The sequence below is a fragment of the Vibrio sp. R11-SG3-ISO9 genome (assembly GCF_059834255.1).
In genome coordinates this window covers 78545-99637 of the sequence record NZ_JCBDGU010000030.1, presented here as the reverse complement: position 1 = coordinate 99637, position 21093 = coordinate 78545, and the positions used below count along the sequence as shown (strand labels likewise).

At 45.4% G+C, this 21093-nt stretch carries 14 protein-coding genes; 4 read left to right on the top strand and 10 right to left on the bottom strand.

Annotated elements, in window-relative coordinates:
* Positions 1-121: 121 nt before the first annotated feature.
* The gene (gene pykF, locus AC6R05_RS09380; protein ID WP_032553063.1) at positions 122-1534 is read left to right on the top strand and encodes a pyruvate kinase PykF; all 1413 of its coding nucleotides are present in this window, start codon (positions 122-124) and stop codon (positions 1532-1534) included.
* A gap of 188 nt (positions 1535-1722) precedes the next feature.
* Positions 1723-2382 (top strand): GntR family transcriptional regulator, encoded by a 660-nt coding sequence (locus tag AC6R05_RS09375; RefSeq protein ID WP_150870827.1) that lies wholly within the window; start codon positions 1723-1725, stop codon positions 2380-2382.
* 514 nt (positions 2383-2896) lie between these two features.
* On the opposite strand, the gene AC6R05_RS09370 is transcribed toward AC6R05_RS09375, so the two are convergent.
* The 10 genes from AC6R05_RS09370 to AC6R05_RS09325 form a co-directional block, all read right to left on the bottom strand.
* Complete coding sequence (locus AC6R05_RS09370; protein ID WP_150895873.1) at positions 2897-4780, bottom strand: sensor domain-containing diguanylate cyclase; 1884 nt, start codon at positions 4778-4780, stop codon at positions 2897-2899.
* Positions 4781-4883: 103 nt separating this feature from the next.
* The gene (gene ilvN / locus AC6R05_RS09365; protein WP_032553060.1) at positions 4884-5378 is read right to left on the bottom strand and encodes an acetolactate synthase small subunit; all 495 of its coding nucleotides are present in this window, start codon (positions 5376-5378) and stop codon (positions 4884-4886) included.
* A gap of 1 nt (position 5379) precedes the next feature.
* Positions 5380-7119, bottom strand: a complete 1740-nt coding sequence (locus AC6R05_RS09360) for an acetolactate synthase 3 large subunit (RefSeq protein WP_032553059.1) — start codon at positions 7117-7119, stop codon at positions 5380-5382.
* Between the two features lie 457 nt (positions 7120-7576).
* Positions 7577-9385, bottom strand: a complete 1809-nt coding sequence (locus AC6R05_RS09355) for an AMP-dependent synthetase/ligase (protein WP_500647221.1) — start codon at positions 9383-9385, stop codon at positions 7577-7579.
* A gap of 202 nt (positions 9386-9587) precedes the next feature.
* The gene (gene leuO, locus AC6R05_RS09350) at positions 9588-10547 is read right to left on the bottom strand and encodes a transcriptional regulator LeuO (protein WP_032553057.1); all 960 of its coding nucleotides are present in this window, start codon (positions 10545-10547) and stop codon (positions 9588-9590) included.
* A gap of 346 nt (positions 10548-10893) precedes the next feature.
* Positions 10894-11958 carry an MJ1255/VC2487 family glycosyltransferase gene (locus AC6R05_RS09345; RefSeq protein ID WP_500647220.1) on the bottom strand — a complete coding sequence of 355 codons (1065 nt, stop codon included), beginning with the start codon at positions 11956-11958 and terminating at the stop codon, positions 10894-10896.
* A 46-nt stretch (positions 11959-12004) separates the two neighbouring features.
* Entirely contained in the window at positions 12005-12529 is a 525-nt protein-coding gene (locus tag AC6R05_RS09340; protein ID WP_150895876.1) for a phosphatase PAP2 family protein, read from the bottom strand.
* A gap of 180 nt (positions 12530-12709) precedes the next feature.
* Positions 12710-15817: an efflux RND transporter permease subunit gene (locus tag AC6R05_RS09335; RefSeq protein ID WP_500647219.1), complete on the bottom strand. Its 3108-nt coding sequence runs from the start codon at positions 15815-15817 to the stop codon at positions 12710-12712.
* Entirely contained in the window at positions 15814-17139 is a 1326-nt protein-coding gene (locus tag AC6R05_RS09330; protein WP_150895877.1) for an efflux RND transporter periplasmic adaptor subunit, read from the bottom strand. Before AC6R05_RS09330 ends, AC6R05_RS09335 begins: the two co-directional genes overlap by 4 nt.
* A 5-nt stretch (positions 17140-17144) precedes the next feature.
* The gene (locus tag AC6R05_RS09325; RefSeq protein WP_500647218.1) at positions 17145-17795 is read right to left on the bottom strand and encodes a TetR/AcrR family transcriptional regulator; all 651 of its coding nucleotides are present in this window, start codon (positions 17793-17795) and stop codon (positions 17145-17147) included.
* A gap of 564 nt (positions 17796-18359) precedes the next feature.
* Between AC6R05_RS09325 and leuA the strand changes: the two genes are divergently transcribed.
* Positions 18360-19907 carry a 2-isopropylmalate synthase gene (gene leuA / locus AC6R05_RS09320; protein ID WP_032553051.1) on the top strand — a complete coding sequence of 516 codons (1548 nt, stop codon included), beginning with the start codon at positions 18360-18362 and terminating at the stop codon, positions 19905-19907.
* An 87-nt stretch (positions 19908-19994) separates the two neighbouring features.
* A complete protein-coding gene (leuB, locus tag AC6R05_RS09315) occupies positions 19995-21086 on the top strand; it encodes a 3-isopropylmalate dehydrogenase (RefSeq protein ID WP_500647217.1) in 1092 nt (363 codons plus the stop codon).
* Positions 21087-21093 lie beyond the last annotated feature (7 nt).

The following is a 21093-nucleotide window of genomic DNA, read 5'->3' as shown; positions in this document are numbered from 1 at the left end:
AGGGCAATTGATAAGTCCCTCTATTATCGCAGCAGGCACAAAATGCTGACGAAATGGGTAGGCCGCTTCAGAAAACAGATAAATTTCAATTTGTAACAAAACTTACCGGAGAGTACCTTCCATGAAAAAGACCAAAATCGTATGTACGATTGGCCCTAAAACTGAATCTGTAGAGAAGCTAACTGAACTAGTAAACGCAGGCATGAACGTTATGCGTCTTAACTTCTCTCACGGTGACTACGAAGAGCACGGCACTCGTATTGCGAACTTCCGCGAAGTAATGGACAAAGTAGGTAAGCAACTGGCTATCCTTCTTGATACTAAAGGCCCAGAAATCCGTACTATCAAGCTAGAAGGCGGCAACGACGTAGATCTAGTAGCTGGTCAAGAATTCACTTTCACAACTGACACTTCAGTTGTAGGTAACAAAGAGACTGTAGCGGTAACTTACGCTGGTTTCGCAGCTGACCTAAACGTTGGTAACACTATCCTTGTAGATGACGGCCTAATCGAAATGGAAGTTATCTCTACTACTGAAACTGAAGTTAAGTGTAAAGTTCTTAACAACGGTGCACTAGGCGAAAACAAAGGTGTTAACCTTCCTGGCGTTTCTGTTCAACTTCCAGCTCTATCTGAAAAAGATAAGAACGACCTTAAGTTTGGTTGTGAGCAAGGCGTTGACTTCGTAGCAGCTTCTTTCATCCGTAAAGCATCTGACGTTAAAGAGATCCGTGAGATCCTAGACGCGAACGGCGGCAGCGACATCCACATCATCTCTAAGATTGAGAACCAAGAAGGTGTTGATAACTTCGACGAAATCCTAGAGCTTTCTGACGGTATCATGGTTGCTCGTGGTGACCTAGGTGTTGAGATCCCAGCTGAAGAAGTAATCTTCGCTCAGAAAATGATGATCGAGAAGTGTAACCGTGCACGTAAGATGGTTATCACAGCAACTCAAATGCTTGATTCTATGATCAACAACCCACGTCCAACTCGTGCAGAAGCGGGTGACGTTGCGAACGCAATCATGGACGGTACTGATGCTGTAATGCTTTCTGGTGAAACTGCGAAAGGTAAATACCCAGTTGAAGCAGTAACTATCATGGCTCAAATCGCGAACCGTACTGACAGCGCTCTTAAAGCTGAACTAGGTTCTCGTCTAGACAGCCCACGCCTACGCATCACTGAAGCAGTATGTAAAGGTGCGGTAGACACAGCTGAGAAGCTAGCTGCTCCACTAATCATCGTTGCTACTGAAGGTGGTAAGTCTGCACGTTCTGTACGTAAGTACTTCCCAACTGCAAACATCATCGCACTAACAACAAACAAGAAAACAGCTGCACAACTAGTTCTTACTAAAGGTGTTCGCCCTGTTCTTGTTGATTCTATCGACAGCACTGATGCTTTCTACCAAATGGGTAAAGAGTACGCTCTTAACGCTGAGTTCGGTAGCAAAGGCGACATCGTAGTTATGGTTTCTGGTGCTCTAGTAGCTTCAGGCACTACGAACACAGCTTCTGTACACGTTCTATAAGACTGAAGAGTTTAATCATCAGTTAAATAAAAAAGAGGGCTTCGGCCCTCTTTTTTTATATATTACATCTTGCTCTAATAATCAGTACGCTGTATTATCAAACCAACAATAGAACTGCGTACTGTTAATTCCCGCCTTAGGTCATTTGAATTAGCAGGCTAAGAATTCAAATTACATGAGGTTGCACAATGTCTAGCCCTACTCTCACCGACAAAGTATCAAAGATGATTCGCCAAGATATTCTTAATGGTGAATTGCGCCCAGGCCAGAAACTGGTTGTGGCTGATTTAAAACAGAAATACAACGTCGGCGCTTCACCGATTCGTGAAGCTCTCGTACAACTTTCTTGGAGCAAGTATGTAAAGCTTGAGCCTCAAAAAGGCTGTTGGGTAGCTCCTGTATCTAAGAAAGAACTTAACGACTTATACGAAAGCCTACGTGTGGTTTCTTCTGTTCTGCTGAAAAAAGCAATCGCTACCGGTGATGAAAGCTGGGAACTAGAAGTTCTCACTTCGTACCACAAGCTATCTCGCGTGAACAACACGGCAGAAGAGTTCAATAGTGCAGAATGGGAAGAGCGCCATCAGCAATTCCACGTGGCACTTTTAGAAGGTGCCGATTCAAAGAACATGTTCGAGTTCTTCAGTGATTTGATCAACCAAGTGAAGCGTTATCGTTTCTTAGCATTAGCAGACGATCAAGAATCAGATGAGCTGTTTAACATTGATGAGCATGAAATGATCATGAAACTGGTACTAGCGAAGAATGCTGAGCAAGCGACAGAGCTACTTGATCAACACCTAATGGGCTCAATGAGACGCATTGAAAGAGTGATTGAAGCTGCGTAGTTTTATGTAGTTTGAGCATCTCAGTGAATAAAAAAACGGAGCCTAATGCTCCGTTTTTGTTTACCACCCAAAGAACTCTTTATGATGAGTATTGAGCAGTAACACCATAGGCAAAAAATACAGTGCACTGAGTTTAAAACCAAGAATCACTAGTGTGCCGATGGTCAATCTCACTAAAAAATCGACAAACATACCACGCCTCATTTCACCAGATAGTATGAATCCCTAACTCTTGCTCCTGCTAACCTAATTCTGCTGATAAAAGTCGATGAAACTGAGCAGTTGAATTAAGTTAACTTTGTCATCCCTTTTTGAGATCTGGCTTCTCAAAAAGAGTCAGTGCAACACTAACTCTACGAAGCAAGGTAGTTTACTTATTGTTCAGTTTAGTTCAAATTTGCGCACAAATTAGACTTTAGTCTAATCGTACAAATATTGTGACGGGAATCTCTCAAAGATAAGACAGATTGGTTCTATTTTTTGCCGATGTTCAAACTCAAGCCCAAGATGCAAACTAGGCAACGTCCGCCTGACTTGTACAGATAGAGATGGTGTTGCGACCAGAGGACTTAGATTCATAAAGACCAATATCCGCACACTTATAGGAGTGGGTGCTGTTACCAGTAAGATCGGTATAGCCGATGCTGACCGTCACTTTCGTGCCGCCAGAGAGTTGTACTTCAATGCGTAGGCGATCCAACACTCTTCTCGCTTCTGCTAACGAAGTATGAGGCATTAAGATAGCAAACTCTTCACCGCCAACACGCGCGACAAAGTCTGTGGTTCTCAAGCTTTCTTGAAGGATCGCAGCCACTCTAGCAATCACGCGATCGCCCTCGTCATGGCCGAGTTCATCATTAATGCGTTTGAAGTTATCGATGTCGATCAACGCTAAGCACACTTGAGATTCGTTAGGGAAACGCTCCACCATTCGTGAATACTGCGCCAACTGCTCTTCAAACTTGCGACGATTCCATAATTTACTCAGCGAATCTCGCTCACTGAGAATACGCAATCGTACTTCTAACTCTTTACGCACCGTAATGTCCACCAGCGACGTGATGTAGTAGCTCACCTTACCTGAATTACTCTTCACGGCTTGCACTCGCATGATCGCAGTGAAAGGGATTCGAAGTTTGCTCTTGCAGCTCACCTCACCTTCCCACAAATCATTCTCTTCGAGATGTGTCCAGATGGTCTCTGCAGTATGAAGTTGTTCGCTATTCTCTAGCAGCAGCTGCAGGGCGTTTTTACCATCAACCTGCGACTTGCTGTAACCAGTCATGTTCTCAAACTCATTGTTGGTCATGATGGTGCGATGATGTTTATCAGAGATCATCACCGCAGACATACCGTTCAGCGCTGCGCGAGCCAATTTGCTCTCTAGACTGCGCCTTTGATAATGCGTCACGAGATAAGCCAGCGGGAAAGCAAAGACCATTACGGTAAAGAACACGATCAGCTGCTCTTGCGCTAAGTCATTGAGATCGCGCTCCGCTCTCTCTAATAACTGCTCTGAGTTCAACTGAATCACTAAGTGCATCTTTTGTTTCTGCGCAAGATCAACGGTGTTGAAGGCAAATAGATTACCGTCTTCAAACATGTAACCCATGCGCTCAGAAGAGATCGCCTGCCAAGTTTTTGGGGCGATTTGTGAAAGGTTGAACCCTTTACGCTCAGGGATCGAATCACCAAACAGCTTGCTCTTGTTTTGGCTCGCAATGTAGTAACCATATTGGTTCACCACTTCAGCACGAAAATCAAAATCAGGAGAGAAGTTTAAGCGTGACGCTAATCCCCATACATCGAGGTTTATCACTAAGTAGCCGACGCGACGCTCTGGTGTTTGTACAGGCGTGATCACTCTCAATACGGGAGTATATGGATAAGTCAGCTCACCATATTCGGATTCCAGCTCAATACCCCACCCGCCAATCTCTTCAGCATCCAGGGTCTGTGCATAGTGGAAATAACCGTAGTTCGATTTATCTTGTAGCTCACTAGGAAGAGTAACAACACCTGTTCTTGAGGAGTAATTGACTCTGACCTTCTCATGGCCATCAATATCCAACAGATGGATCTGGGTATACCATCTTTGATTGACCAGTACCGACTGCCAAACCTCTTCCAGTAGGTTCTTATTTTCAACAGAAGGAGATGTCGCAAAATCAACCAAGCTTTGACTGTGGCTGAGCAGTTGCATCATAGAGACCAATTGGTCTTTCAACACATTGTAGTCGCGCTCGGCGTACACAAGTTGATGAAGAGCCTGTTTTGCAGTGCGTTGATAACTCTGCTTTTTGACGTCTTGATAGCGTTGCTGGTAGTACAGAGCGATAGCTGCACAAAAGGTGACGCAAATAACGAGAAGCGTGGCGATTGTTTTTTTATTTCTCATTAATTGCTCAAAATAGGGTAAATATGGCGAGAATTATATCATTGTTATAAATTAACAAAATAAAAAAGCCGCACTTAATGCGGCTTTCTATCATACAATTTTCTTAAGCTTTTAGAGAGCGCTCTCCTCGAGCAATACCAACCACGCCGCTGCGTGCCACTTCAAGCACTTCCGTTACTTCTGATAATGCTTGAATAAACGCATCGAGCTTCTCACTGGTGCCTGCCATCTGCACTGTGTATTGAGAGGCGGTTACGTCGACGATCTGACCACGGAAGATATCAGCAGTACGTTTAACCTCTGCACGCGCAAAACCGCTCGCGCGAACCTTAACCATTAGTAGCTCACGCTCAATATGATCAAGCTCTGATACTTCTTGAACTTTAAGCACATCAATCAGCTTATGCAGCTGCTTCTGAATCTGCTCTAGTTGCATCTCATCTGAGTTGGTCGTTACGTTCAGACGTGAAAGCGTCGGATCATCTGTCGGCGACACGTTCAGCGATTCAATGTTGTAACCACGTTGAGAAAACAAGCCAACCACTCGAGACAAGGCACCCGGTTGGTTTTCCATTAATAGCGAAATAATGTGTCTCATACTATGTTCTCTCCGTTTTGCTTAGCCACATGTTATCCATACCCTCGCCTTTAATCTGCATTGGGTATACGTGCTCTGTATCATCAACACTAATGTCGACGAATACCAAGCGGTCTTTCATTGCCAGTGCTTTCTCTAAGCCTGATTCAAGTTCATCAGGAGACGAGATACGCATACCTACGTGACCATACGCTTCCGCGATAGCCGCAAAGTCTGGCACAGAGTCCATGTATGAGTTTGAGTGACGACCTTGGTAAACAATGTCTTGCCACTGTTTTACCATGCCTAAGAAACGGTTATTCAAGTTAATGATCTTAACCGGGATATTGTATTGCAGTGCCGTTGATAGCTCTTGGATATTCATCTGAATACTGCCATCGCCTGTTACAACGACCACTTCTTCATCCGGCTTCGCGAACTTAACTCCCATACCCGCAGGTAAACCAAAGCCCATGGTGCCAAGGCCACCAGAATTGATCCAACGGCGTGGTTTATTAAATGGATAGTAAAGTGCGGCAAACATTTGGTGCTGACCTACATCAGAAGCAACATACGCATCGCCATTGGTCACTTTGTGTAGAGTTTCGATAACCTGTTGAGGTTTGATGCGCTCAGGCGATTTATCGTAAGCGAGACACTTACGGTCTTGCCATACTTTAATTTCGGCCCACCATGCATCCAAGGCTTCAGCATCGTTTGTTCCGCCTTGCTCAATAAGTAGGTTCACCATGCTCTCAAGTACGCGCTCAGCAGAGCCTACGATCGGTAGATCCACCTTCACGTTCTTAGAGATCGATGATGGATCGATATCGATGTGCATGATCTTCGCGTTTGGACAATACTTCTCAAGGTTATTGGTCGTACGGTCATCAAAACGAACCCCAACACCAAAAATAAGGTCTGCGTTATGCATTGCCATATTGGCTTCGTATAGGCCGTGCATACCAAGCATGCCTAGCGAGTTTTTATGCGTGCCCGGGAAAGCACCCAATCCCATCAGTGTGCTAACAACAGGTAGGTTTAGCGCCTCGGCAAGCTTAAGCAACTGTTTATCAGCTTCCGAAATAACCGCACCACCACCAACATAAAGAACCGGCTTCTTCGCTTCTAGAAGTGCCTTAAGTGCTTTCTTAATTTGTCCTTTGTGGCCTGTTACCGTTGGGTTGTACGAACGCATTTTAATCGTTTCTGGGTATTCGTACGGCAGCTTAATTTGTGGATTAAGTACATCTTTAGGAAGGTCAATCACAACTGGGCCAGGTCGACCTGTCGTCGAAATATAAAAGGCTTTTTTTACGATCTCTGGGATGTCTTCAGCTTTCTTTACTAAGAAGCTGTGTTTTACGATTGGACGAGATACACCTACGATATCACACTCTTGAAATGCGTCATTACCAATCAAGTTATTCGGTACGTTACCAGAAATAACGATCATTGGAATCGAGTCCATGTACGCTGTCGCAATACCCGTTACGGTATTGGTCGCGCCAGGACCTGAACATACTAGTACAACACCAGGTTTACCGGTTGAACGCGTGTAGCCATCGGCCATATGCGTCGCTGCTTGCTCATGGCGCACTAATACGTGTTTAATCTTGTCTGTTTTTGCGTGTAGGGCATCGTAGATATCCAAAACGGAACCGCCTGGATAACCAAAGATCTGCTCAACCCCTTCTTCAATTAGGGACTGAACTACCATTTCCGCGCCGGATAATTGGGCGCACTCTGGCTTAGTTGTCATATTGCTCTCCTTACCAGTTTCCTTCAGTTGGGTAAGCCGAAGGGGCTGGTTTTTACATAGTCTAGGTCTTATTCGTAGCCTAATTCGAAATACTTCCACTTTTTCGGCTATGACTGCTCGTCGTGATAACAATAAGCAGTGGTACGAAACAACTGTAACGTTTTATTATCATCGGGTCTAACACCCTTCTACAGTCAATAATTCGATATAACCATGTTTTAGAAAGAAAACCTCATCTAACACCACCCAGAACTTTCAAAGCAGAACAAATCACCAACAGTACCCGATAAAAAAACTCTAAATATTTCACAATCCCTCTTTTTTCAGTGTGAACACCACGCTCTGGATGTGCTCTCACGCACATTTACCTGATGTCGTGACGTAAAAAATCCCCCTAATCGTCACCGTGTACGATTAGGGGGATTTTTAAACAACTAAAAAGTTAACTTAGATAAAATTACTTATCTTTCGGCTTTTCAGTGTACATTTCTTCGATTTCGTCTTGATACTTATCGTTAATCACTTTACGACGCAGTTTCTGAGTCGGTGTCAGTTCACCAGCATCCATAGAGAAGGCCTTTGGTAACAGTTTGAATTTCTTCACTTGCTCAAACTTAGCCAGCTCTTGTTGGAGGTCATTAACGCGTTTTTCTAACATCTCAACAATCTGGTGATGCTTAATCAACTCAACACGGTCGTGGTACTTGATGTTGAGCTCTTTCGCGTACTCTTCCAGAGAGTCATAACAAGGGACGATCAGTGCAGAAACAAATTTACGTGTATCGGCAATCACGGCGATCTGCTCAATAAAGTGATCTTTACCGATAGCACCTTCAACCACTTGTGGCGCAATATATTTGCCGCCAGAGGTTTTCATCAGCTCTTTAATACGGTCGGTAATGAATAGGTTACCGTTCTCATCGAAGTGACCCGCATCACCCGTTTTCAAGAAGCCGTGTTCGTCAAAAGTCTTAGCCGTCTCTTCTGGCATTTTATAGTAGCCGCGCATCACCATTGGACCACGAACTAAGATTTCGTTCTGTTCGCCAATTTTTACTTCCGCGCCCGGCATAGACATACCGATTGAGTCTGGGTTGAAACAGCGATCGTCCCAACATGAAACCGTTGCTGTGGTTTCTGTCATGCCATAACCAAGCTTCACATTGATGCCAATTGCGTGGAAGAAGCGACCGATGGTTTCATCAAGCTTTGCACCACCACATGGCATAAAGTTGATGTTTCCACCAAGTAGAGCGCGCAGCTTAGATAACACCAGTTTATCCGCTAATGCATGGCTCTTCTTCAACATTAGAGAAGGTATGCGACCCTCTTGGTGACAAGCTGCCAATTTAGCACCCATGTTCACAGCCCAAGTAAAGAGGACCTTACGAATCAGTGGTGCTTTGGATACTTTCTCGTGGATCGCTGAGAAGATCTTCTCGTAAAAACGTGGAACCGCACACATTACGGTTGGCTTCACATCGCTTAGAGCATCACGCACCTGCATTGTGTCTTGCAGGTAACAGTTAGTTGCGCCTTTATAAAGGACATAGAAAGTCCATGCGCGTTCAAATACGTGAGACAGCGGTAAGAAACAGAGAGAAACATCATCTTTGCTTAGGCTTAAGCGCTCGTCATGGCCTTCTAGTTGAGAGCCGATGTTAGCGTAATCCAGCATTACACCTTTCGGTTGGCCAGTCGTACCAGAGGTATAGATAAGAGTAAGGAGGTCATCCATATTCGCATCAGCAAGACGAACGTCCAATTCCGTTTGTTGAGCCTGTTGACCGCGCTCGATGAACTCTTGCCAAGAGATAGCAAAGTCATAGCCTTGAGTATCAATGTCATCTGACATCGCAACGATGATTTCAAGCTGCTCACATTCGTCAAATAGGCTGATTGCTGCATCAAACTGTGGCTGTTCGCCAACAAAAAGCACTTTAACGTCTGCGTTTTGAATAATGTAGGAAGACTGCGCCGCAGTGTTCGTTGGGTAAATCGGCACAGTTACAAGACGAGCTTGCAGGGCTGCAAAGTCTGCCACAGTCCATTGAGGCATGTTATTTGAGTAGATACCGATCTTGTCTTGGATTCTCAGTCCTTGAGCCAATAGTGCGAGTGACAGCTTATCGATCTGTTCACCAAATTGCTGCCAGCTAATGCCTTGCCAAACATCATTAACTTTATGCTTTAAAGCCGTGCGGTTGCCGCCTTGAGCAATCTGCTCGCGAAGTCGTTTTACGATATGAAAATCTAAATTGGCCATCTCTTTACCTTTGGCTTACACCTGTAAGCTTTTTTGAGCGCACAAGTGTACCTCTGATCATGGAAAAGGCAACTGATGGAGCTCAAAGTTATCAGTAATAGTAAACTTAACTCTAAAAAATGAACGAAGTTCGGCGTTCTGGTACAAAAAAGCCCCGAACTAACAAACTAGCTCAGGGCTTATAAATCAAGGTTTTCAGCGATTAGTTAAGTGCTACAACTTCGCCACAGATCATCATTAGTTGATCTCGTAACCAAATGTGTCCTTTGTCTTTCTCGCTTGATTCGTGCCAGCTTAGGAAGCCTGAAATTGCCGCGTTATCGAATGGGAAATCCAGAATCTGTAGCTGCTCTTTATTTGCTGCATGCTCAACCATCCAACGAGGAGCAATCGTTACAAGTTCAGACTGACCCACAACGTATAGCACGTTGCTTAGGCTAGTACCTTCATAGTAAGGCGTGCAGTCTAGGTCGCGGTATGCTTGCTCAGAGAAGCTGCGCTGACCGTGAATGCGAGACAGTTTCGCGTGCTTCTCTTCTAGAAGCTCAGCCGCCGTTACTGAACCGTTGATGCGTGGGTGTGAAGCTGAAGCAACAACCACTAGCTCATCTTGGAAGATCTCTGTGCTTGAGAAGCCTTGCTCATCGAAGCGAGCGTAATCGATAACGAAGTCGATTTCTTGGTAACGCATGCGCTCAGACAGTTGACGGTCGAACTCAGCATCCATGTGTAGTTGAACACTTGGCGCAAGCTCATTGATAGTCGACATAATCTTAGGTGCAAAACGCATGTCACAAGGGCTGCAAATCGCCAACTTGAATAGACGAGAAGACGACTCAGGAGAGAATACAGAGCTTGGTAGTTCATTGCGTACTAGTTGCAGTGCTTGGCGGATTGGGCCAAACAGTTGACGTGCACGTTGAGTCGGTTGAATACCGCGACCCTGACGCATAAATAGCTCGTCGTTAAACATCACTTTTAGACGTGCTACAGCATTACTTACTGCAGGCTGAGACATACCCAAGTTGTGCGCTGCACGGGTAATGTTTTGCTCTTGCATTACAGCATCAAAAACAGTCAATAGGTTTAGGTCTACTCCACGAAGTGTGCTTTCCATTCTGTAGCTTGCAATAGCACTCATTGCGTCTTTTTTCTCTAACATTCAAGTTGCCTCTTGTCGGTATGACAGCGTTAAATTTGTAATAGTGTGGGAATAGATAACCACTAGTTCTTATATTTATCTGGCCGATGTGTTTCGGATAACATCTACTATTAACCAATCAATCGAACGCTACCAACAAGATTGATAAAGAATAATTTTATTTTACCTCAATGAATAATTATTAATTTAATATCATGCACTTATGGATTTATAAAAAAACATAAAATGGCGCATTTTGGGATTTTCTTACGACTTATTTGACGGCTCAATCATTCAGTTACATTTGTTACAAATGATTGAGCCAATGAATTGATAGTGCAAGGCATTCAAAAACCTCACCTATGAATCAAGTGATAGAAGCGTAACTAGGGAAGTCAACCTTGTCCCAAAGCTGCCTTCTTAGTTGCTCCTGACAGTGCCAATCTTTCGCCAAAATCCACTCAACGATCGCACTCGCCACGTCTGGATAAGAGACCATTTCCGCTTGTTTCTCCCCTAGCCAACTGCGTAAGGTTGCAGGGTCAAGGAAGCTCATCATCTGAGCCAAACCTAAGGCCTCTAGAGTTGCCACATTACTCTGTTGCTCGAATTGGCCAGCAAGCGGTTTCAATAGTAACTTCTTTCCTAAAGTCATCGCTTCGGAGGGCAACTCAAAGCCACCATTGGCAATCACGCCAGAGCATGCTTGAAGGTCAATTTGGAAACCATCATGGCTAAGTGGCTTGAATACGATATTTTCAACAGTGCGCTGCTCGATGATATCTGGGTGATAACAGACAAACTGATGAGAGATGAACTTAATCAAAAGATCCGTCACATCATCCAAATCTTCAAACGGCAGATAAACTAGGCTGAAGTCTGCGCTCCCTTCTGCACATGACGCCTTTTCGCGGCTAGACAAAGTATGAACAATCGGGGGTAAAATTGGCTGTTCAAAATGATACCAGTGCAATCCGATATAGTGCTCAGTCGGAGCAAAGTGCCGTATCACTGAGTGCTCGATCCAGTTTCCGCCTTTCTTGGGCACATCGAAGCGAAATGCATTCTGATGGCTAATGCCAATACACGGTACTTTTTGTTTTTTAGCCGCCCAAGCCGATACCGGCTCAAAGTCATTCAAGACCAAATCGTAACGCGAGAGATCCAATTCAGCGATTTCACGACGAAAACGCAACAGGCTATTCTTAAGGAAAGTTTTGCCATACTTAACCTGCCCTTGTTCACTGAAGAAGGTTAAGCCATGGCGAGTTTGGTAATCACCAAATGCTTCCATCGAAAAATACTTATCCCCGTCACGACCAGAGAATAAGAAGTCAACATCCACATTCTTAGCTTTCAGAGCGTTCGCCATCGCACGAGCACGCGCAATATGACCATTGCCTGTGCCTTGTACACCATAAAGTATTTTCATAATCGGTCCTTTGTAGACTCTCGAATTGGAGGAAGTATCTGTAAAACTAAAGCAGTCCATTGAGCGCAAGATTCGCGCAAGCAATACCAAGTGCCGCACCGATCAGCACATCGGTAAGAAAATGAACTCCCAGCAAGATACGTGAACCAGCGATCAGACCTGCCCAAACTAGGCTCAATAAGTAAACCTGCGGATAAAAGTGTCCAATGACGGTGGCCATAACAAAAGCCGCGGCCGAATGCCCCGAGGGCAGGCTGTATTTATCTGAAGGCACGATGTAAGAATGTAGGAAAGAGGAAAACTCAGCTGGGCGACGACGCTTGATGGTATTTTTTGCAAGCCAATAGATAGGGAGCTCAATGGCAAATGCCGCCAAACCCACCATAAGAAACGCTTTGCCGTTCTGCTCATCTAAGAACAGAGCAGCTATTGCAAACAAAAGGTATAGGTGCCCGTCCCCTGTATGGGAAATGGCTTTACTGATCTGCGCGGTTTGCTTGCTGTAACGACTCTTCAAGCAAAACATAGAAAATGCCACATCCCAGCGGACAATTGGTTCTATCGTTCTCATGTGTTCCCTCAGCTCTTATCTGTGCTTTGGGGTTACGTTAGAAGTTGGAAATGACAATATGGTGACGATTTTGCGGATAAAAAATGAACATTTCATCCTCAGGGTGATTCATCATTACAGTGAATTGTAGGCAAAAGAAAAGCGGCTCAAACGCCGCTTTTGATGTTCACACCCTGCTAACTAAACAGTGAGGGGCTCATGCTTCTTAACCAATCCAAAATCAGCCAAAATCGCGTAGGCTGCAGGGATCATAAACAACACCAGTAGTGTTGAAGCGAAGATACCAAACACAATCGAGATCACTAGTGGCTGTATAACCTGAGCCTGCAAGCTGGTTTCAGTGAGCAGTGGCAACAGACCTGCCGCGGTAGTCATCGAGGTTAAGAACACGGCACGAAAACGCTCACGACTCGCTTTCACTACAGAGTCATGCACGCTATCCCCTTCATCCACATGGTGCCGGATGTATTGCACTAAGAGTATCGAGTCGTTAACCACGATCCCAGCTAATGAAACAAAGCCCATCATACTCGGCATACTCAGGGAGTGCCCCAACAGCCAGTGCCCGACCACAACACCGATAAAGGCTAAAGGTATCGCCAACATCACCACGAAAGGTTCTAGGTAACTGCGGAACTGATAACTCAATATGGTAAAGACGCCAAACAAACCCAATAAGAAGCCCTTACCCATAGAGGCACCAGTCTTAGCGGCATCTTTCGCCTCACCCTCAAAATCAAAACGCAGTCCAGGGTATTTCTTTAGCAGCTTAGGCGCTTCATCGCGCTGGAACTGCGCCAAGATGGCCGACGAACTGGCTTTTTTATTGTTTACATCACCAAAGATACTGATGGTACGTAGGCCATCAATACGTTGGATTCGCACATAGTTTCGCTGAAAGTCGAGCGTCGCTAAAGTCGCTAACGGGATCTGACTGCCGTCTGAAGTAATGATTGGGAAGTTAGCTAGCTGCTGAACATCGCCAGCTTGCTGCTTGTCCAATCGCACTTCGATTGAAATGTTCTCAACACCCACCTGAATCTCATCCGCAGTTTGACCAAAGAACGCAGCGCGGAGTTGAGACGCGATCATCTGTCCGTTGACGTTGTATGTCTCCGCCCCGGGTCTTAGCTTAACTAAGATCTCCTCTTTACCCATTCGCATGTCATCAAGCACGCCATGCACACCATCAAACTGATTCAAGTACTCCTGGATATCAATCGAAGCTGCTTTCAGCGCTTGCAGATCATCGTGTTTGGCGCGAATTTCAATCGCTCGTCCACCCGGCCCCACCGTCGGCTGCTTGAATACCAGAGAAATCGGATCGGCCAGTTCACCCACATCATTACGCCAAGCATCGATAAAGTCATCGATGACCGTGTTTCGGCTCTCAGCTCCACGCAGGTCCAAACGCACCGTCGCTAGATGTGGACCAGATTCATTGGCATCCGCATTGGCATTAAACTGACTGGTAATGTGCTCAACTAAGGTGTTACCACCCTCAACTTCATCACTCCATTGCACGTTCAAACGCTCAGCAGAAGAGACGATATGCTCCACGACTCGTTCAGTTTGTGCTAGCGATGCACCCGGTGGCAAAATCACACGAGCCTCAGCAATGTCGCCATCCAATTCAGGGAAAGGCTGGAATTTAACGATACCACCTGCAATCAAAGCGATAGCAAGGAGCAGCAAACTCACTACGCCTCCCATAAAGGCATATCGAAACGAGACCACGCGCTCCACCATGCTCATCAGAGTGGTGTTACGGAAGTTTTCAAATTTCTCCAATAACACAACTTTAAAGCGCAGCGCTGGCTTCTCTTGTTTCTCTTTATGCAGCGAGTGCGACAGGTGGTTGGGCAGAATCAAGAAGGCTTCAATCAAGCTCAACGAAAGTACTAAGATTAAGACTTGAGGTACCGCTTTAAGAACCGCCCCCATCTCACCGTCTAAGAACAACAGACTGCCAAAAATACACACAGTCGTTAAGAACGAGGAGAGCACGCCAGGCAGAACTTTTTTCACCCCATTGTAGACAGCATCATCGACCTTCTGCCCCCGATCGAGATGTGAGGCTATCGATTCAGCGATCACGATGGCGTCATCCATCATGATACCGATGGCCATCAACAAACCAACAAGCGACATAATATTGATGGATAACCCAAGGTTCGCCATCAAGAACAGACCGCCTAGAAAGGCAACCGGCAGGCCTGCGGCAACCCAGAATGAGTAACGTAAGCTGAAGAACAACCACATAGTCGCGAACACCAACACGATCCCTTGCCAACCGTTGCGCACCATCATCGTCAGACGGTCCCACAATACAGAAGAGAGGTCATTGGTCATTTGCAGCGTTACGCCATCAGGGGCTATCGCACTTTGGTCTTCTACAAATTGAGTCACGCGCTCTTTGATACGCAGCGCATCATCTTCTTTGTTCTTACTAACCTTAAGCAGAGCCGATGGCTTACCATCAAACAGTACCTTCTGCTCATCCAGTTCAAATCGGTCTGTAATGGTTGCAATGTCTCGCAAGCGAATAACAGAGCCGTTTGGAGCAGAGCCGACTACGATACTTTCGAGCTCTAGTGGAGTCACTCGACGCTCATCAAAACGGATCAGAAAGTTCTTGTCGGGTGTTTCGACATTACCACTTGGCAGCTTAACGTTCTGACGCCCAATCTGCTCTGCGATGTCATTAACGGTCAGCCCCAATTGACGAATTGCTTGGGTATCCAGCTCAACACGATATTGGTGATCAGAAAAGCCACTCACTTCCACCAAAGAGACATCATAGTCGAGTTTCATGGTGCGCTTTAACTGCTCAGCATAAGCTTTGAGTTCAGGCCATGTGGTATCCGCCGTGATTGCCACATCAACCACGGGCTCATTCCAATCAAGCTCTTGAACGACTGGGGATTCGATCTCTGAAGGGAAGTCGTTAATCGAATCAATCTGAGTCTGTACGTCCACCAGCATACGACCAATGTCCGCTTTCTCATTGAGCTTAAGGATCAGGCGCGCACTGCCTTCGATCGCCTCACACTGGGTTTCTTCGATATTCGCCAAACCGTCAACGGCGTCTTCCATACGAATACACAAGCTCTCCTCCACCTCTTGTGGTGAAGCGCCGGGGTAAACAATGCCCGCCATGATGTATGGAGGATCGTACTCAGGAAAGGTTTCTCGCTTAATGTTGGAGAGCGAGCTCAAACCCAGCACCAACAACCCCAACATGAGTAGGTTGGCTGCTGTTGGGTGTCGAGAGAAAAACTTAATCATGAATCGCTCTCCTGCATCGAGGTCGAGTCATCACCGGTCTCTCTCAGTAGCATTCCCTCTATAGCGGGAAGTACATCATTGAGGATCAGCTTATCACCCTGTTTGAGCTCTCCACGAACCACGACCTGATTATCACGGCGATACAAAACTTCCACCTGAACCATACTTAAGCGCTGCTCGCTATCCATTAAGTAAAGGGTATCGCCATGCAGCGCTCGCTCTGGCACTACCCAAGCAAGGTTAGATGCACCTTCAATCAAGGCTTTAACGAACATGCCGTTTACTAAAGGGGGCAGACTACTTGGCTCAAGTTGTGCGTAGTCTTGCTTAATTTCTAATATCACACCCGCTGTTGCTTGGTTTTCATCAACGGTTTCACTGATACGTGCCACCCGCGCAGGCCACGCAGCATTTAAGTTACCGCTATTGAGCTCAATAGTGGCGCTAATTTCAGAGGTGTCGGTATTAGGAATACCAGACTCATCACGGGTGAATTCACCTAAGCTCGAAGCCAAGGTCTGCATATCGTGAATTGAAAGCTGCGCTTCGACCTCCATCACATCAATACCGTGAGCAATGAACATGGTTTGCTGAAGATTGACCACTTGGTTGGTCTCTATATCAACCTGAGCGATACGCATTGCTTTTGGTAGAGTAATGGTGGTTTTTTCCAAAGAGCGCTCAGCTTCTCTTACCTTAGAAACATTCACTTTGATTACCGCCTCAGCGACTCTCTTCTCGTCTGGCATTAACGCGATTTGATTCTCGATATCAAGCACCAGTTTACGCTGCGAAAGCGCACTCTGCTCTTGCAGATCGACATCAGACTGAGAGGTTAAACCTTTCTTGCGCAGATCTTGTTTACGCTTAAGCTCTTTATTACTGATCACTAAGCGGTTTTTCTCGATCTTTAATGTTTGGTTTAGGTTCTGCTCTTCTTGATTCAACTTAGCCAAAGAGGTTTGAGAAGATTTAAGGTCGGCCTGAGCTTGCGTCAATTTGAGTTCATAATCGAGAGGATCAATCTTGAGCACCTCTGTACCAGCAGGGATCACTTTGCCCTTCTCTAGTTCAGGGTGGCGATAGACGATCTTACCTGTAACTTCCGCGATCGCTTTCCACTCAACTTTAGGTACCACTTTGCCAAAACCAATCGCTAAAGGAGCCATAGATTGAGGCTCTAGTACTTGCACCTCTACCAAGCGGGCTCGATCGCCAGCAGGTTTGGTTGGAAGGTCTGGCTTGAGGTTAATCGCCACAACTAAGCCGACAACACCTATTGCTAATGCTGGAAAGAACAGCCACTTTTTCCCTATTTTCATTCTGTTTAGTCCTGAAGTTTTGAGGTGCTTGTTGGATTCACAAAGCCCTCACTCATTAGTTGAATATTGTGTTCAATCAGACGATTAAGAAAGTCTTCATTTAACTCAATGCCATGCAGCGCCAGCAGTGGTGGTGGTGCGATAAAAGGAAATACCATTAAGCTGATATACGAAATCCGACATAACTTAGGATCCATATCTTTTCTCAGCACACCATGGTCAATCAGCTTCTCAAATATCACGTCTTGGGCAGGTTTAGCGATATCAACAAACACCTTCTCAAGCAGCTCTCGCTGAACCTCAGAGGGTGGCATATTCATCACCTGAGCCACTAAGCGAGGAAATTTGGGTACCTTCGCCATCTCTTTGTAGTAAGTACGCATAAGATCGAGAAAGTTATCGTGGTTACTCTCATCAATGAGCTTTTGCATCTGCAACTGCATTGGCCGCAGAGTTTCACGCAACATCGCTTCAAACAGACCCGCCTTGTTACCAAAGTAGTAGCGAATCATCGCGATATTCACACCAGCCCTCTCAGCGACGAGCCGAGTTGATACCTTGTCATAAGGCTGCACGACAAACAGATCCCGCGCATGTTCAATCAAGAGTTGCCGAACCTCTCGATTCTTCTGCGGTCGTCCAACTTTTCGTCCCACTCTATAGTCACCCTATAATTAATCACACGATTAATTATAGGGTGATATTCCAACAGGTGGTGAAGAATAATTACTCACTATTTAATCAAGTGATTAATTAAATTTGAGCCTGAATTATTTTCCCGTCATTCACTCGGTAAAAAAGATTTAGTACAAAGTTATAACCTAAACATCATGCAAACGATAAACTAACCGCGCAACTCGATAGTAAATAAGCAAAACAAAACACCAATAAACAAACAAAAATCAGCACAAACAAAATGAAAAAGCTCACAATGCACGCCGATATTGGATTTTCACGTTTGACGCTCAGAATAAATTACGGTAAATATGGTGTTAACAGTTTATTTACGGATATTTGTGCCATGACGTTTTCTTTTTCTCGACTGCTGAAACTTCTCCTTATCGTGAACCAATCGCGTGGGTAAGTTGTGGGTCAAGAACTGCACAAATATTAAAACCCGCGCTAAGCGGGTTTTTTTGTAACTAAGCTCATTAAAAGAACATCATTCTCAATAATATTTTGGATAGCAATCGATACGATATCGATATAAGGAAGCACCCATGAACGATCAAGTGATAATTTTTGATACGACTTTACGAGACGGCGAGCAGGCACTAGCTGCAAGCCTGACAGTAAAAGAGAAGTTACAAATTGCTTATGCACTTGAAAGACTCGGTGTGGACGTTATCGAGGCTGGTTTCCCAGTTTCATCTCCGGGTGATTTTGAATCAGTGCAAACGATCGCAAAGAACATCAAAAACAGCCGTATTTGTGCCCTTTCTCGTGCCGTTGCCAAAGATATTGATGCAGCTGCGGAGGCTTTGAAAGTTGCTGAAGCATTTCGTATTCATACCTTTATCTCAACTTCTACAGTCCACGTACAAGACAAGCTTCGTCGTAGCTACGACGACGTGGTTGAGATGGGTGTTAAAGCGGTAAAACACGCTCGTAACTACACTGATGATGTTGAATTCTCTTGTGAAGATGCAGGTCGTACACCAATTGACAACCTGTGTCGCATGGTAGAAGCCGCGATTGATGCAGGCGCAAAAACCATCAACATTCCAGATACTGTGGGCTACACAGTTCCAAATGAGTTCGGTGGCATTATTCAAACATTGTTCAACCGTGTACCTAACATCGATAAAGCGATCATCTCTGTTCACTGTCACGATGATCTAGGTATGTCAGTCGCAAACTCTATTGCTGCGGTTCAAGCGGGTGCTCGTCAGGTCGAAGGTACGATCAATGGTATTGGTGAGCGTGCGGGTAACTGTTCTCTTGAAGAGATCGCAATGATCATCAAGACACGTCAAGAGTTGCTAGGCGTTCATACAGGTCTTAAACATGAAGAGATCCACCGTACCAGTAAGCTAGTGAGCCAGCTATGCCACATGCCAATCCAAGACAACAAAGCCATTGTCGGTGCGAACGCCTTTAGCCACTCTTCAGGTATCCACCAAGACGGCATGCTTAAGAACAAAAACACCTACGAGATCATGACGCCAGAATCGATTGGTCTTAAGGATAAAGCGCTAAACCTAACCAGCCGCAGTGGCCGTGCAGCCGTTAAGAGCCACATGGATGCGATGGGTTACCAAGAAAACGAGTACAACCTAGATTCATTGTACGAAGATTTCTTGAAGCTAGCAGACCGCAAGGGCCAAGTATTCGATTACGACTTAGAAGCCTTGATGCACTTCGCTAACCTTCGCGACGAAGATGACTTCTACAAGTTGAACTACCTAAGTGTTCAATCTGGCAGTGTTATGTCGACCACCAGTATCAAGCTGCAATGTGGTGATGAAGAGAAGTGTGAAGCGGCAGTCGGTAATGGCCCTGTTGATGCGCTATACCAATGTATCTACCGTTTGACTGGCTACGAAATCGTACTAGACAAGTTCGACCTAACGGCAAAAGGTGAAGGTGAAGATGGCTTGGGTCAAGCCGACATCATCGCTAACTACAAAGGTCGCAAATACCACGGTACAGGCGTTTCAACCGATATCGTAGAAGCATCTGGCCAAGCGCTACTGCATGTTATCAATAGCATTCAACGTGCAGACACGATTGCTGAAATGAAACAGCAACGAATCGAAACCGTATAAACAGAATCACTCTCTGGCTCTCTTAATATAGGAGAGCTAGGAAACAAATTAACGCTCCTCCAAGCTCGAAGAAATTAAAGGATTAACATGACTGACAAATCATACAAAATTGCCGTACTACCTGGCGATGGCATCGGCCCAGAAGTAATGCAACAAGCACATAAAGTGTTAGACGCTATTGAAAAGAAACATGCAATTAGCTTTGCACGTGAAGAGTATGATGTCGGCGGTATCGCGATCGATAACCACGGTTGCCCACTACCAGAGTCAACAATTAAAGGGTGTGAAGAGTCTGACGCTGTATTATTCGGCTCTGTCGGTGGCCCTAAGTGGGAACACCTTCCACCAAACGACCAACCAGAGCGTGGTGCCCTACTTCCTCTACGTAAGCACTTCCAACTGTTCTGTAACCTACGCCCAGCGCAGATCCACAAAGGTCTAGAGTCATTCTCACCACTTCGTGCAGATATCTCTGATCGCGGCTTCGACATCGTCGTTGTTCGTGAATTAACGGGTGGTATTTACTTCGGTCAACCAAAAGGTCGTGAAGGCGAAGGCGCAAATGAAAAAGCATTCGATACTGAGGTTTACCACCGCTACGAGATCGAGCGTATCGCTAAAATCGCTTTTGAATCTGCTCGTCTACGTAACAAGAATGTCTACTCAATTGACAAAGCGAACGTTCTACAAAGCTCTATCTTGTGGCGTGAAGTTGTTGAAGAAGTAGCAAAAGATTACCCAGATGTAACGCTAAACCACATGTACATTGATAACGCGACGATGCAACTTATTAAAGACCCGTCTCAGTTTGACGTGATGCTTTGCTCGAACATCTTTGGTGACATCATCTCAGATGAGTGCGCAATGATCACAGGCTCAATGGGCATGCTACCTTCTGCTAGCTTAAACGAGAGCAACTTCGGTCTATACGAGCCAGCAGGCGGCAGTGCACCTGACATCGCAGGCAAAAACATCGCAAACCCAGTCGCTCAAATCCTGTCTGCGGCATTGATGTTACGTTACAGCCTAGGTGAAGAAGAGGCAGCACAAGCGATTGAGACGGCAGTATCAAAAGCGCTATCTGCAGGTGAACTAACCGCTGATCTTGCTGGCGACAAACCAGCACTAACCACTTCAGAGATGGGCGATAAGATCGCACAGTACATTCTAGAAGCTTAAGATCACG